The organism is Halorarius litoreus (assembly GCF_024362405.1).
GTDB lineage: Archaea > Halobacteriota > Halobacteria > Halobacteriales > Haloarculaceae > Halorarius > Halorarius litoreus.
The window spans coordinates 2,483,033-2,497,324 of the sequence record NZ_CP101454.1 but is presented as its reverse complement, the minus strand read 5'-3'; the positions used below and the strand labels follow the sequence as shown (position 1 = coordinate 2,497,324).

Genomic DNA, 14,292 nt, shown 5'->3' with positions numbered 1-14,292 from the left:
CGGAGGGCAGGCGAGCGACGGCCTTACGCCTCTATCTCCTCGACGACCTCGGGGGAATCGTTCACCGGGCTATTCACCTTGGTCGACACCGGGTAGGCACGCATCTCCCCGTCGTAGGGGTCGAGCATATCCGGAGAGGGGTCGCCGAGCCACGCGCGCTCCTCGTCCGGGGACAGCACGACGGGCATCCGGTGGTGGTACTGCGACTGGAACTCGTTGGCGTCGGTGGTGATGACGGTGAACGTCTCGATGGCCGTCTCCTCGTCGTCGCTGGCGTCGTCCCCGAAATCGGAGAGCCCGGTCTGTTTCGTCGGCGGCGTCCACCGCTCCCACAGGCCGGCCATCGCGAACGGCTCGCCGTCGGGAAGCGTGATGCGGTACGGCTGCTTGCCGCCCTCGCGTTGCTGCCACTCGTAGTAGCCGTCCGCGAGCACGAGACAGCGGCGGCGCTGGTAGGCATCGCGGAAGGCGGGTTTCTCCGTGACGGTCTCGCCGCGGGCGTTGATGAGCCCCTGGAAGTCGTCGTCTGCCCACCGGGGAATCAGGCCCCACTGCTGGTGGCTGACGCGGTCGGGGGCGTGGTTGGTGACCACGGGGAGCGACTGCGTCGGCGCGGCGTTGTAGTGGGGTTCGAGATCGTCGGGAACGGCCACGTCGAACCGCTCTGCGACCTCGCGGGGGTCGAGGAAGATGCTGTATCGGCCGCACATACCTGACGTAGGGCCGGGAGGGGCAAAACCCTACGTGGTGCGGACGACGACGGAGTCGGCCGCGAGGTCACCGAGCCGCTGGTTGTCGTCGGTGACGAGGATGAGCAGGAGCCCGATGAGGTACAGCGTCGGGAGCGCGTCGACGATGCGAAGCAGCGTCCGGATGGTCGCCCCGCCGTAGCCGAGCGGGCGACCGTCCTCGCGTACGACCACGATGCTCGTCACCCGTTTGCCGACGGTCTGTCCCGACGTCCCCTCGAAGTAGATGAAGTACGCGAAGAACGCGAGTCCGCCGAGCAGCCACACCAGCGCGAGCAGCGCCGGTGACTCGACGGCGACGAACGCCGCTCCGAACACCACTCCAGAGACGACGGCAAACAGGATCGCGTCGATGAGGAACGCGGCGATTCGAAGACCGAGAACGTCGCCCTGTGTCCCCATCTTGGGGTCGGGTCTGGTGAACGCCATACCGGCCGTGCATGGGCCTGTCGGATAAATTCCAGCATCGATGCTGCGAGCCGAATCGACCGTCTGCGCGATTTTGGTGAGATTCCGAACAACGGTTTTACGCCCCCGACGCCTCCCCTGGGCATGGACAGACGCCGGTTTCTCGCGAGCGCGGCCGCGGTCGGGACCGCCACCCTGGCGGGCTGTACGGGCAGCGGGGGAACCGGAAGCGGTGGGACAGGAAACGGAACGGCCAGCGAGGAACACGCCGCGACGACGAACCTCGACAGCCAGCCGATTCGTGGTGGGGGCGAGGCGCTCATCGTCGCCTTCGAGGACCCCTCCTGTACCATCTGCCGGCGGTTCGAGCGGGACACGTACCCCGAACTCCAGTCGAAGCTCCTCGACACCGGGACGGCACGGTTCGCCTACCGCGGGCTCCCCATCATCTACCCGTGGGGCGACCCCGCCTCCCACGTCCTCGAAGCGACCTACGACGCCGACGCCGAGGCGTTCTGGGCACTGAAGGACCACTACTACGCCCAGCAGGGCGCGTTCGACAGCGACAACGTCTACGACCTGTCGGAGCAGTTCCTCGGGCGCGAGACGGGCGTGGACGCCGCGGCCGTGGTTACGGCGGCGAAGACCGGTGCGGCCGACACCGCGGTCCAGCTCGACCTCGACGCCGGCGAGCAGCTGGGCATCGGCCAGACCCCCGTCTTCTACCTGTTTCGTGATGGCGAGTTCCTGACCGAGCTTCGCGGCGCACAGGGGTACAGCGTGTTCGAGACCGCGCTGGGGGTCTGAGATGGCACCCGGCGTGCGGCTCCCCACACGACGACGCGACTGGCGGCTGATGGCGCGGACGGCCCGGCTCGTGCTCTCGGTGCCCACCTACGCCGTACTGGCGGCGATCGCAAGCGTCGCGGCGCTCTCGCTGTTCGTCTTCTCGCTCAACCTCCCGCTCGTGGGGTTCGCGCTCACCGGGGAGCTCGCGTTCGGGGCGCGGCTGGAGCTGCTCGTCGCACAGTACCCGTTCGTCGGCACGCAGTTCGACGCCCTCCAGGGACTGCTGCTCGTCGGCGTCGCCCTGCTCACCGGCGTCGACGTCGCGATGGCCATCTACCACTTCCGCGAGCATCGGGTCACGGTCCAACAGGGCAGTACGAGCGCCGCGGGCGTCCTGCTGGGGACGCTCGGGGCGGGCTGTGCGGCGTGTGGCTCCGCGATTCTGGTGGGGCTGCTGTCGCTGCTCGGCGTCTCCACCTCCTTGCTGTTTCTCCCGCTGGACGGCCTCGAGTTCGCGCTGGGTGCGGTCGTCGTCCTCCTCCTCTCCGTCTACTGGCTCGCGGACGGGATGCGCGGCGGCGAGATAAACGGCTGTCCGGTCGACTTCTGAACGGGACGGCGGGAGACGGCCGAATCCAGCCGCGAATTTAAACCGTATGCCGCCGTAGCCGCCCCATCGCGATGAGCGACGACGAGCCGGTGTTCCGGACGGCAGCCGAACTCCGCGAGGAGACCGAGACCGCGGCCCGACAGCCGGATTTCACCATCCCGGAACACCCGGAGCGTCGCTACCCCCGCGGTGGTGGCGTCGAGTACGAGGGAGGAACGGTGTTCGTGCTGACGCCCGGCGGCGAGTGGTCCGAGCCCGAACTCGCGTCACTCGTCGAGTCCGTCCTCGCCGCGGAGAACTACCGTTACGGCGACTGGTTCGACCTCCCGCTGCCCCTCTATCTCGTCCACGACGACGCCACGAACGACACGTTCCGGGTGGCGGTCAGGGACGACCACGTCGAGCTGCACGTCCGGCCGAAGACCACGTCGGCGGGGCTGCGCGCGCTGTACGACCGGCTGGTCGACGCGACGGACCAGCCGTGGCGCGTCGACCGCCGAGCCTGACGTTTGGACGGTTTTACGACGGTCTTGATGTGTCTCAGGGGTGCTCGTTCGCCCAGAGATGCCAGACACGAACCGACGAACGTTCCTGAAGGGCGTCGGCGTCGCCGCCGCCTCGACTGCGATGGCCGGACAGGCGGCAGCCGACGTCTCGACGGCCGTGCTCGACGACCAGTTCGACCTTACTGGAGGGGTACAGGAGGCACTCGTCGTCTTCGACTCGACCGACGCGGTCGACCGCCTCGACACGCTCGACCTCGCGAATGGGTATCGCCCCTTCGAACACCTCGACATCGCGTGGACGTTCCTGACGCCCGACCAGCTGGAGACGGTGGCCGGCTGGGACTCGGTTCGCCGCGTGAAGAAGGCCGAGGAACTGGAGTGGTACAACGATTCGGTCTCCCGGGAGTCGATGGCCGTCGACGCCGTCCACGAGTCGCTCGGCTACGAGGGCGAGGACGCCCACGTCGTCGTCATCGACTCGGGCATCAACGCCTCGCACCCCGCCCTGCAGGGGCGCGTCGAGGCGAACTACCGGTTCGTCGACGAGGGCGTTGGCTCTCGCGACCCGCTGTGGGTCGATGTGGCGCCCAGCGACACCGACACCCTCGGACACGGCACGCACTGTGCCGGCATCGTCGGTGGCGACGGCACCGGCGGCGTGAACGGCGACTACACCGGGATGGCCCCGAAGGTCACCCTGACGGGGTACACGACCACGCGGTCGGTGTATCTCCCGTACGTCGTCGCGGCGTGGGACCACATGCTCGGCCGCGCGCAGACCGACCCGGAGTTCGACCCTGACGTCGTCTCGAACTCGTACGGGGTGGCCCGTGACATGCCGTACAACCCGAACGACCCCGTCAACGTCGCGACGTGGCGCGCCTACGAGCAGGGTATCCTCCCCGTCTTCGCGATGGGCAACTCCGGACCGAGCACGGGGACGGGCAGCCGGTTCGCGAAGGCGCCGCACGTCCTCGGGGTCGCCGCCGCCGAGAAGTCGTTCTCCGACGGCGGTGACAACACGAACGAGCGCCCCATCACGGGGTTCTCCTCCCGGGGGCGTAACCTCCCCCGAGATGCCACCGAGTACGACCGCGAGGCCACCCTGCAGAACCTTCGCGAGTTCCACGCCATCCAGAACGGCACCACCCGGCTCGTCGACAGCGGCGAGTTCACGGGCAAGTTCGGCGCCGGCGTGAACTCCAGTCCCGGCACCTCGGGGGTCGACGAGGAGGTCGGGACGGTCTACGAACGCCTGCAGACGTACGAGGGCGTCGACCGCGTCTCGCTGACGCTCTCCATCCAGCCCGACGGCCAGTGGGTCCGCACGACCGTCTACGACGAGTCGGGCGAGCGCGTCGCGATGATGGGTGAGGAGCCGCCACACCAGCAGCGGACGCTCACGTTCGACGTGGACGGCGGCGACGTCTACACGGTCGAACTCGAACCCGAGATCTCCGGCGGCGGCACGTACACGCTCGCGTACGAGCAGGAGGCGAAGGCCGACGGCGACCTCGCGAGCGTCGGCCCCGTGACGCTGTTCCGCCCCGGCATCTCGACGCACGGTGCGGCCGTGATGTCGACCATCGACCGGACCGACGCGCTCGGGAACCTCGGGCCCGCCTACGGTGGGTCGGGGACCGAGCCGTTCTACGCGCGGCTCTCGGGTACCTCGATGGCCTGTCCGGGTGCGGCGGGCATCGCCGCGCTGGTCTACGAGGCCTACCGGGACGCCCACCCCGAGGACGCCTCGCCTGCCCCCATCGACGTCATCCGCATCGTGGAGGACACCGCGAAGGCACACAACCCGAACTACACCGCATTCAACACGGGTGCCGGCTACGTCGACACCGAGGCCGCCGTCGAGACGGCCGTCGCGATGGCCTCGCCCGAGCAGAGCGTCTCGCTCGACACTGGCCAGTCCGTGCTGGTCGATGCACCCGCCGTGGACGCCCCGACGTCGCTCTCGGTGACGGGGTCGCGCACCGACGACGGCTCGCTCTACACCGGTGGGCAGACGGACGAGGTGACCATCTCCGTCGACAGCATCGACCCCGTCTCCACGGTCGAACTCGTCGACGTCGTTCCCGCCGAGTGGACGGTTCTCGATGAGATGAGCCCGGACGTCGAGCGGGTTGAGCAGAACGGCGACGGCGAACCCCAGACCGTCGTGTTCGGCTCGGTCTCCACGGGCTCCGTCTCCTACTTCGTCGAGGCGCCGTCGGACGCCGCCGCCTCCGGCACCTACACGTTCGGCCCGGCGCGGGCGACGACCGACGCCGACCTCGACGGCTCGACGGAGACGACGGTCGGGAGCGCGGACGACAACGTCGTCGCTGGCGCCAGCACGAACGTCTGAGGCCGCCGGCCCCTCACTCGTTCAGCGCGAACCCTACCGCGAGGAACGCGATGGCCAGCGCGAGATGCAAGACGTTGTCCGCGGTGTTGAGTGCGATGAGGTTCGCGAACAGGTCGAACAGCACGAACCCGAGTACCGTCACGAGCGCGTAGACGACGCCGAGCGCCTTGTTGTACTTGCCGGCGTACTGTCCGCCGGCGTAGTAGCCAGCCGCGAGGCCGGCCACGCCGGACAGGAGGTGAATCGCGTCGTGGAGGTAGTTCCGGCCGAAGACGATGAGGTCGTTGTTCGCGCCGCCGAGCACCGGCCCGAGAACCCCCACCAGCGCCAGCACTGCGCCGAACAGGAGTGCGACCGTCACCTGGATATTGCTCGTTCCGCCCGATTCGCCGGCTGTTACGTTCGCTTCTGCCATGGTCCGGCCGGAACTGTCGATGGCCGATTGTTAGGTATTGTCCCAAATGTTACCGGATTATCGCCCGGAATCCCACAACCGACTTATCACCCGGTCCCGACTCGCCGCTATGACGGTCTCTCGCGTGGTCGAACTCGAAGGCCACATCATCGACTCCGGGATGATGCAGGCGGCGTTCGGCATCGTCATGGACATGGGCGGCAACTTCGACGTCGAGGAGTTCGACGTCGGCACCCACAAGGACCAGACCTCCTACGCCCGGATGCGGGTGTTCGCCGACACTGACGAACAGCTCCAGAGCATCGTTCACGAGCTCCACCAGAACGGCGCCAATCCGGCAGACCCCATCGACGTCGAACTGACGCCCGCACCGGCCGACCAGGTCGTCCCACACGGCTTCTACTCGACGACGAACCACCCCACGCAGATTCGCTACGACGACGAGTGGGTCGACGTCGCGAACATCGAGATGGACTGTGCCGTGGTGGTCGAGGATGGGGACGACCCCCGGGCGTACACGAAGGTCCTGAACGCCATCGAGGAGGGCGACATGGTCGTGACGGGCGAGGCGGGCATCCGCGTCAAGCCCCCCGAGCGCCCCCGTGACTCGGGTGGTGCGTTCGGCTTCATGCAGGGTGGCGTCTCCTCGGAGCGCCCCTCCGAGACGACCATCCGGCAGGTCGCCGACGCCATCGAGGAGGTGAAACAGCAGGACGGAAACGTGCTCGTCGTGGCGGGCCCAGCGCTCATCCACTCCGGCGCTCGCGAGGACCTCGCACGACTCGTCCGCGAGGGGTACGTCGACGGGCTCTCCGCGGGCAACGGCTTCGCGGTCCACGACCTCGAACGCGACCTCTACGGCACGTCGCTCGGCGTCAACACCGAGACGCTCGACCACGCGCGGAAGGGCCACAAACACCACATCTACACCATCTCGGAGATTATCCGTGCCGGCAGCATCCCCGAGGCCATCGACGAGGGGCTCATCGACTCCGGCGTGATGTACGAGTGCGTCACCAACGACGTGCCGTACGTCCTCGCCGGTTCCATCCGCGACGACGGCCCCCTCCCGGACACCATCACCGACGCCGTCGAGGCGCAGAACGCCATCCGCGAGCAGGCACACGAGGCCGACATGGTGCTGATGCTCTCGACGCTGCTGCACTCGGTCGCGGTCGGCAACTGTCTCCCCTCCACGACGCGTACCGTCTGCGTCGACATCAACCCCGCCACCGTCACCCAGTTGCTCGACCGCGGCAGCGCACAGGCCGTCGGGATGGTGACCGACATCGGGACGTTCGTCCCGTCGCTCGCCGAGAAACTGCTCGACGAGTAGGCACCCGGCGTGCGGCGAGCCGTCACCGGACGCGACACGCGGGCCGCTTGCGCGAACGGCAACCGTTTTCTCCGCCGGCCCACCCGCTTCGAGCATGACGAAGTACGCACGCGTCCGCACCGACGACGGCATCGTGGAGGGAACGTACGACGACGGCGTCGTGACCGCCGACGAGGGTGAATACGTCGTCGGCGAGACCGCGACGTTGCTCGCGCCGACGGTCCCCTCGGCGTTCTACTGCGTCGGCCGGAACTTCGGCGCGAAGGTCGAGCAGATGGACTACGACGTCCCGGAGGTCCCCGACTTCTTCATCAAGGGCCCCACGTCGCTGCACGACCCCGAGGTGCCCATCCCGTATCCGTCCTTCACCGAGGAGCTGACCTACGCCGGTGAACTCGCCGCGGTCATCGACGAGGAGTGTCACGACATCGAGGAGGACGAGGTAGACGACTACGTGAAGGGCTACACCATCATGAACGACCTCGACTGCCTCGACCAGGAGCGCCGCACCGCGCGCAAGGCGTTCGACCACAGCGCGCCGCTCGGCCCCGTCATCGCCGATATCGACCCCGTCGGGCTCGACATGACGACGCACATCAACGGTGAACTCCGGCAGGAGGACAACACCGCGAACATGTTCATCAAGCCGCGGGAGGTCGTCTCGTTCCTCTCCGAGCGGTTCACGTTCGCCCCCGGCGACGTCATCTCGTTCGGCAGTCCCGCCAACCCAGGGCTGCTGGAGCGCGGCGACGAGTGTGTCATCGAGTACGAGGGCATCGGCCAGCTCCGGAACACGGTCGCCTGACGAGACCCCATACGTTTCTGACTCGGCCCGGTAGGCCGAGCGGATTGTTCCGGTAACATCGGCCGCGAAATCGCGTGACAGAAGGGCATATCTTGAGTGTCAGGTAGAAAATATATGTTCCTTAGATAGAAACCCACTACCGCCATACGGCGGCTTTTGTCTAGGGATACTAACGTGCGAAATCTTTAGTATGTCTCCGAACAATTATACAGAACATATTCATCTACTCGTAGGCTGACAGGGACGGCGTACCACGCACCCTGAAGCGGGGAGAGGCGAATTTCGGAGTCATCAATGACCGAGGACAACATTAACACGGAAGGGGAACAGCCGGTCCGGCAGGCGATCCGCCGAATCGACGATTCGGAGCGCCAGGACGTGAACACGTCGGCCGAGACTGGTAGTGGGGCAGAACTCGACGTTACGCCGGCCATCCGCCGGGTCGACGACGAGTTCGAGAACAACGAATCCGAGAGCGACGACACCGAGCGGTCGTACATCGACGGGGAGCCGGTCGAGCCCGAGGACGAGAACCCGTTTGTAGGCGACGACCCGCGTTCGCAGGTGCTCAGCGACGTCCGCGACGCGTTCCACACCCGGACCGTGGACGCGCCGTTCGAGATCCCCTCGGACGAGTTCATCGGCGAGTCGTTCTTCGACTTCTCGTACCTCGAGAACCGTTACGAGGTCGAGCGATACTGGGTGAACGAGCCGTTCGCGTTCGTCAGCATCGTCTACGACGACGAGGCGAAGGAGTACCGCTACCACGTCAGCGAGCCGACGCTCGACACCTTCGAGAAGTACGTCCGCAAGGACCTCGTGACGCTGCTGCGGAACTCGCTGATGTACTTCGACTTCGACGAGGACAGCGACACCGAGCGTGAGCGGGTGTTCATCGAGAACGCCAAGGAGCTCATCGAGGAGCACGCCGCGACCGTCGAGGCCGGCACGCTCCACAAGGTGCTCTACTATCTCCGCCGGGACTTCGTCCACTACGGCCCGATAGACGCGGTCATGCGCGACGACGGCATCGAGGACATCTCGTGTGACGGTATCGACGTGCCCGTCTATGTCTACCACCGCGAGTACCGCGACCTGCGGACGAACATCCGGTTCAAGAAGCAGCAGCTCAACTCCTTCACGGTGCGGCTGGCCCAGCAGGCTGGCAAGCAGCTGTCCATCTCGAACCCGCTCGTCGACGCCTCCCTACCGGACGGCTCGCGTATCCAGCTGACGATGGGCGGCGACGTCTCGACCCGGGGGTCGAACTTCACCATCCGGAAGTTCGCCGACATCCCGTACACGCCGGTCGACCTCATCAACTGGAACACGTTCAGCCTCGAACAGATGGCGTACTTCTGGCTCGCCATCGAGAACAACAAGTCGCTGGTGTTCGCCGGCGGGACGGGCTCGGGGAAGACGACCTCGATGAACGCGATATCGTTCTTCATCCCGCCCGCCTCGAAGGTCGTCACTATCGAGGACACCCGCGAGATCGACCTCCCGCACGACAACTGGATCCAGTCCGTCACCCGGTCGTCTGCCTCGGGTGAGGGTCGCGGTGAGGTGTCGATGTACAACCTCCTGCAGGCCGCGCTCCGGCAGCGCCCCGAGTACCTGGTGGTCGGTGAGATCCGCACGGAACAGCGGGTCGCCCTCACCTTCTTCCAGGCGATGGGGACGGGCCACACCGCCTACACGACGATGCACGCCGACTCCATCGAGACGGTGCTGTCGCGGCTGCAGAACCCGCCGCTCAGCGTCCCGGTGCAGATGCTCCAGGACCTCGACATCGTCTCCATCCAGCGCCAGACGTTCATCGGCGACCGCCGCGTCCGGCGGAACGCCGGCACCTACGAGCTGTACGCCGGAGAGGACAACCCCAACGAGATCGCCATCAACCGCGTCTTCGAGTGGGACCCCGCGAACGACGTCCACGAGCGGTTCGGTGACTCCCGCGTGCTCGCGGAGGTCGCCCACGACCGCGGCTGGTCGGCCACGGAGCTCGCCGAGGAGCTCGACCGCCGACAGCGCGTCCTGGCGTACCTCGTCGAGAACAGCATCAGTGACTACCACAGCGTCGCCGGCGTCATCCACATGTACTCGAAGGACCCCGAGTTCGTCATCGAGTCCATCGAGGAGGAAGCGCTGGAGCCCGCCGAGCTGTTCGACGGCGTCGGCGTTCCCGCCGACCACCCCGACCATGAGGTCGTCGAGGACGACGCAGAGTCGCTGTCCTCGACCGCGGTCGACGAGCAGACGTGGAAGACGCTCATCCGCTCGGCCGAGCACGACGCGGCGAGCGCGTCGGACGGCAAAGACGACGTGGAGGACCTAGAGTGGTTCACCCACGAGTCGGACGACGAGACGGCCGACGACTACCAGCCCGTCCCGGAGGGCAACGATGACTGAGTACGAGGTCGACACCTCCACGCCGACGGTCGAGCTGCCACCCTCGGAGTACGGCATCGAGAACGTCGCCGAGTCCCGTCCCATCGACGAGGACGAGCGGCGGCGCCTCCGCGAGGAGTACGGCTGGATTCGGACGTACTTCAAGCTCCGCCCGCACGACTACAATGGGCTCCAGCGGAGCCTGAACCAGTCGCGGATGGGCTCGACGTACGACGAGTATCTCGCGACGTCGCTTCGCTACGCCATCGTGGCGAGCGTCCTCGGTGCCCTGCTCGGGCTGCTCGTGACCTACCTCCTCGCCACCGTCGGCGTGTTCGAGGGACTCACCAGCCCCCTCGCGGGCGTCCGCGGCGGGGTCGTCGAGTACATCGCGGCGAACAAGACGCTGTTCGGCGGCGCGGCGCTCACCCTCGTTCTGGGTGGCATCGCCGCCGCGAGCGTCTGGTTCGGCCGGTACTACTACCCGACCACCGTCGTCTCTGCCCGCCGGCAGAACATCGACATCGTGCTGCCGCACGCCATCGTCTACATGTACGCGCTCTCCCACGGCGGGATGAGCCTCGTCGAGACGATGCGCCTGTTAGCCGACGCCGACGACGTGTACGGCGAAGTCGCCAAGGAGTTCGAGATGATCGTCACCGACGTCGACATGTTCGGCAGCGACATCTACACCGCGCTCCAGAACGCGCGGAACCTCACGCCGAGTGAGAACTTAGAGCAGTTCCTCGACGACCTCATCGGCGTGCTCGACTCCGGCGCGGACGTCACGACGTTCTTCGAGTCGGAGTCCGAGACCTACCTCCGCCAGGCAGAGGAGGAGCAGGAGGACTTCCTCGAGACGCTCTCGATGATGGCCGAGATCTTCGTGGTCGGCTTCGTCGCCGCGCCGCTGTTCCTCATCGTGACGCTGGTCGTCATCAGCCTCATCGGTGGGAGCGTCATCCCGCAGATCAGCCTGCTGGTCTACCTCGTCATCCCGCTCGCGATGGTCGCGTTCCTCGTGGTCATCGACGTGCTGAGCCAGCCGTTCGAGCAGGTCCACTCGGTCCCGGAGGTCGTCGCGTACGACCGGCCGAAGGCCCCCGAACAGGATTCCGAGAACCCCGACGAGCGGCTCGTCGAGTACGGCAAGCGCCAGCGACTGCTCCGCATGAAGGAGCTCCTCTCCGACCCGCTGCCGGCCATCGAGATGACGCCGGTGCTCTCGCTCGTGGTATCGGTGCCGCTCGCGCTCGTCGCGGTCGCGGTCATGGTCGCTAGCGGCTCCGTCGAGGCGTCGCTGGACGCGATGCTCGACGACCCGATTCGGACGACGACCGCGCTGGTCGTCTTCCCGTTCCTGGTCGTGGCGGTGCCGCTGTCCATCTTCCACGAACTGAAGACGCGCCGCGAGAACGAGATCGCCCGCCGGTTCCCCGACACGCTCAACATCCTGTCGAGCGCGAACAAGATGGGCATCCCCCTCACCGAGGGGCTGGCGCTCGTTTCGCGGTGGTCCGACGGCATCGTCGCCGAGGAGATCAAGACCGTCCGCAACGACATCCAGTGGAACCACGACGTGACCGCGGCACTGCTGGCGTTCGCCAACCGGCTGCGCGTCCCGCAGCTCGCGCGGACGATGAAGCTGCTCGCCGACGGTATCCACTCGTCGGGTGACCTCTCGCGCGTGCTTGCCATCGCCGCTGAGGACACCCGCAACCGCGCGAAGATGGAGCGGGCGCGCCGCCGCGAACTCTCGTCGTACGTGGCAGTCGTCGTCATCGGCTTCCTCGTCTTCCTGCTCGTGGTCGTGATGCTCGACGCGAGCTTCCTGGGCCCGGTCAGCGAGGTTGGCGCCAGCCAACCGAGCACGAGTGGTGAGCTCCCGGTGTCGTTCATCAACGTCCCGGTGAACGTCTACACGGCGGTGTTCTTCCACGCCGCACTCATCATGGGTGTCGGCTCCGGCGTCCTCGCCGGCAAGCTCGCGGAGAACGACGCGTTCTCCGGGCTGAAGTACGCCATCCTCATGGTCGCTATCACGATGGTGGCGTTCTTGGTGATCTAAATGACCCCACGTTTCACCCCAGGTACGGTTGGATTACCGGAGGTAAGCTCGATAGAAAGGCTTGATACCTCACGGCGCGTGTTAGCTGGTATGAATTTCTTACCCGACAGGAGAGGCGTCTCCGAGGTGCTCGGCGCCATCCTCGTCTTCGCGCTCGTCATCGCGGTGCTGGTCATCGTCCAGGTCGCCGGCGTGCCGGCGGCAAACCAGCAGATCGAGTTCGAACACAACACGCGGGTGCAGGCGGACTTCCAGGAGTTCGACCAGAACGTCGATAGAGCCGCCGCGCTGGGTGCAGAGAGTTCATCAGCAGTCGAAACCGGCGTCCGCTACCCGCCCCGATTGTTCTTAATCAATCCGGGACCGGCCGCGGGGACGTTAGCGACGAGCAACCCTAGCTCGATCTCATTCGGCAACGTATCAGCACTCAATGCGGAAACCGATGGCTACTTCCAAACTGCAGGAGCCCTCAACTTCGAGTCGACCACGCTGAGCTACCGCCCCTCGTACAACGAGTACGATAGTGCACCGTCGACGACGTACGAGCACGGGATACTGTACAACAGCGACGAGAACGGCGGAACGGCAGTGTTCGACAACGGTAACCTCATCAGCGGCAACCGGATTTCGCTGACCACCCTCAACGGGAGCCTCTCGGAGAGTTCCACGAAGGCAGTGACGCTCGATGCAGTGCCAATCAGTGGCCCCGCACAGACCGTGAGTATCACGAACACCGCGAGCGGCAGTCCGATTACGCTGACGCTCGGGACGACGCTGTCGCAGGCAGACTGGTCCAAGCTCCTGGCTGACGAGATGGCCCCGGTCGGTAACGTCCAGAGTGTCGTCGTAGATGAGACTGCAGACACGGTCACCATCACCCTCAAAGAGGGCGTGACCTACGACCTGCGGCTCTCGAAAGTCGGGGTTGGTACCGGACACACCGAAGAAGGCCCAGCGTACCTGACGAAAGTGGGAGCATCTTCACCCGCTATCCAGCCGGGCGGCACAGACATCACTGTGGAGCTCCGCGACCGGTTCAACAACCCCGTGGCGGGCGAGACCGTTTCGTTCGAAATTACCACAGGGAACGCGACTTTCGTCGGCACCACCCCTGCGACGACCGACGACGACGGACGGACGACGATTACCGTCAACCCCATCGACAACACCTCGATCGATATTCGAGCATGGTATGACCCGGATGGCGACAACAACCTCGACACGAGCGAGGACACGGACCCGTTCGTCGTCGAGTATAACGCGCTCCCGGTGTCGGACAACGCGATCCCGCCGACGGGTGACCTGAAGGACATCAATCCGACGGCCAACATCCGGTTCGTAGACGCCGATGCGAAGTCCAAAACCGAGATTGAGGCGACGTTCAGGAACGACGACTCCACCGAATGGACGATTACCCAGATGCGGATGTCGTTCGTCCTGAATCCCGACAAGAACAGCGACCCGACGGAAGTCGACGTCGTCCGAAAGGACAGCGGAGCGACTGTGGCTTCCAACCTCAAGCTTGGAGACCAGCTGACTCCGGTCTCGAATGGCGGGTTCGGCAAGGTCGGAAGTGGTGACGAAGAGGTCACACTGGAGTTCACCTTCGACGACGACCTCTACAGTGCTGGGAACTCGTTCGAAGGAATGCTCATCGTGACCTTCGAAGCTAAGAGCGCGGCCGGAGAGGTGACGTATCTCACCTACTTCGTCGCGCAGTAACCAACACAGCCACCAAATCGTAGACTTTCCTCGTCTCACCCAAGCTGTGTCGCTTGTCAGTCCACTCTGATAGGGAATCTGAGTCGGAGCGACACGTCGACAGTCAGCAATAAACGCTTTTGATAGGTCGCTCC

Annotated in this window: 12 protein-coding genes; 9 read left to right on the top strand and 3 right to left on the bottom strand. The window is 65.9% G+C overall.

Going from position 1 to position 14,292, the window contains the following annotated elements; genetic code table 11:
- Positions 1 to 23: 23 nt before the first annotated feature.
- Together NL126_RS12905 and NL126_RS12900 are read right to left on the bottom strand one after the other, a co-directional pair.
- Positions 24 to 710: an SOS response-associated peptidase gene (locus tag NL126_RS12905; protein WP_255195286.1), complete on the bottom strand. Its 687-nt coding sequence runs from the start codon at positions 708 to 710 to the stop codon at positions 24 to 26.
- Between the two features lie 30 nt (positions 711 to 740).
- Complete coding sequence (locus tag NL126_RS12900) at positions 741 to 1,178, bottom strand: RDD family protein (RefSeq protein ID WP_255195285.1); 438 nt, start codon at positions 1,176 to 1,178, stop codon at positions 741 to 743.
- A gap of 123 nt (positions 1,179 to 1,301) precedes the next feature.
- Here NL126_RS12900 and NL126_RS12895 point away from each other — a divergent pair, with 123 nt between their 5' ends.
- From NL126_RS12895 to NL126_RS12880, 4 genes are all read left to right on the top strand, one after another.
- Positions 1,302 to 1,964 (top strand): DsbA family protein, encoded by a 663-nt coding sequence (locus NL126_RS12895; RefSeq protein WP_255195284.1) that lies wholly within the window; start codon positions 1,302 to 1,304, stop codon positions 1,962 to 1,964.
- A 1-nt stretch (position 1,965) separates the two neighbouring features.
- Positions 1,966 to 2,556, top strand: coding sequence for a hypothetical protein (locus NL126_RS12890; RefSeq protein ID WP_255195283.1), 591 nt, complete (start codon positions 1,966 to 1,968; stop codon positions 2,554 to 2,556).
- A 71-nt stretch (positions 2,557 to 2,627) separates the two neighbouring features.
- On the top strand, positions 2,628 to 3,062 hold the full coding sequence (locus NL126_RS12885; protein WP_255195282.1) for a hypothetical protein: 435 nt from the start codon (positions 2,628 to 2,630) through the stop codon (positions 3,060 to 3,062).
- Between the two features lie 58 nt (positions 3,063 to 3,120).
- Positions 3,121 to 5,421 carry a S8 family serine peptidase gene (locus NL126_RS12880; RefSeq protein ID WP_255195281.1) on the top strand — a complete coding sequence of 767 codons (2,301 nt, stop codon included), beginning with the start codon at positions 3,121 to 3,123 and terminating at the stop codon, positions 5,419 to 5,421.
- A 13-nt stretch (positions 5,422 to 5,434) separates the two neighbouring features.
- Here NL126_RS12880 and NL126_RS12875 read toward each other — a convergent pair whose 3' ends face one another.
- On the bottom strand, positions 5,435 to 5,836 hold the full coding sequence (locus NL126_RS12875) for a DUF4383 domain-containing protein (RefSeq protein WP_255195280.1): 402 nt from the start codon (positions 5,834 to 5,836) through the stop codon (positions 5,435 to 5,437).
- A gap of 109 nt (positions 5,837 to 5,945) precedes the next feature.
- On the opposite strand from NL126_RS12875, the gene NL126_RS12870 reads away from it, so the two are divergent.
- The 5 genes from NL126_RS12870 to NL126_RS12850 all read left to right on the top strand — a co-directional run bounded on the left by NL126_RS12870 (position 5,946) and on the right by NL126_RS12850 (position 14,158).
- Complete coding sequence (locus tag NL126_RS12870) at positions 5,946 to 7,172, top strand: ornithine cyclodeaminase, nickel-pincer nucleotide-dependent (RefSeq protein WP_255195279.1); 1,227 nt, start codon at positions 5,946 to 5,948, stop codon at positions 7,170 to 7,172.
- A 94-nt stretch (positions 7,173 to 7,266) separates the two neighbouring features.
- Entirely contained in the window at positions 7,267 to 7,977 is a 711-nt protein-coding gene (locus NL126_RS12865) for a fumarylacetoacetate hydrolase family protein (protein ID WP_255195278.1), read from the top strand.
- Between the two features lie 294 nt (positions 7,978 to 8,271).
- On the top strand, positions 8,272 to 10,389 hold the full coding sequence (locus NL126_RS12860; protein WP_255195277.1) for a type II/IV secretion system ATPase subunit: 2,118 nt from the start codon (positions 8,272 to 8,274) through the stop codon (positions 10,387 to 10,389).
- Positions 10,382 to 12,436 carry a type II secretion system F family protein gene (locus tag NL126_RS12855; protein ID WP_255195276.1) on the top strand — a complete coding sequence of 685 codons (2,055 nt, stop codon included), beginning with the start codon at positions 10,382 to 10,384 and terminating at the stop codon, positions 12,434 to 12,436. The genes NL126_RS12860 and NL126_RS12855 overlap by 8 nt, the downstream gene beginning before the upstream one ends.
- A complete protein-coding gene (locus tag NL126_RS12850; protein WP_255195275.1) occupies positions 12,437 to 14,158 on the top strand; it encodes an Ig-like domain-containing protein in 1,722 nt (573 codons plus the stop codon).
- Positions 14,159 to 14,292 lie beyond the last annotated feature (134 nt).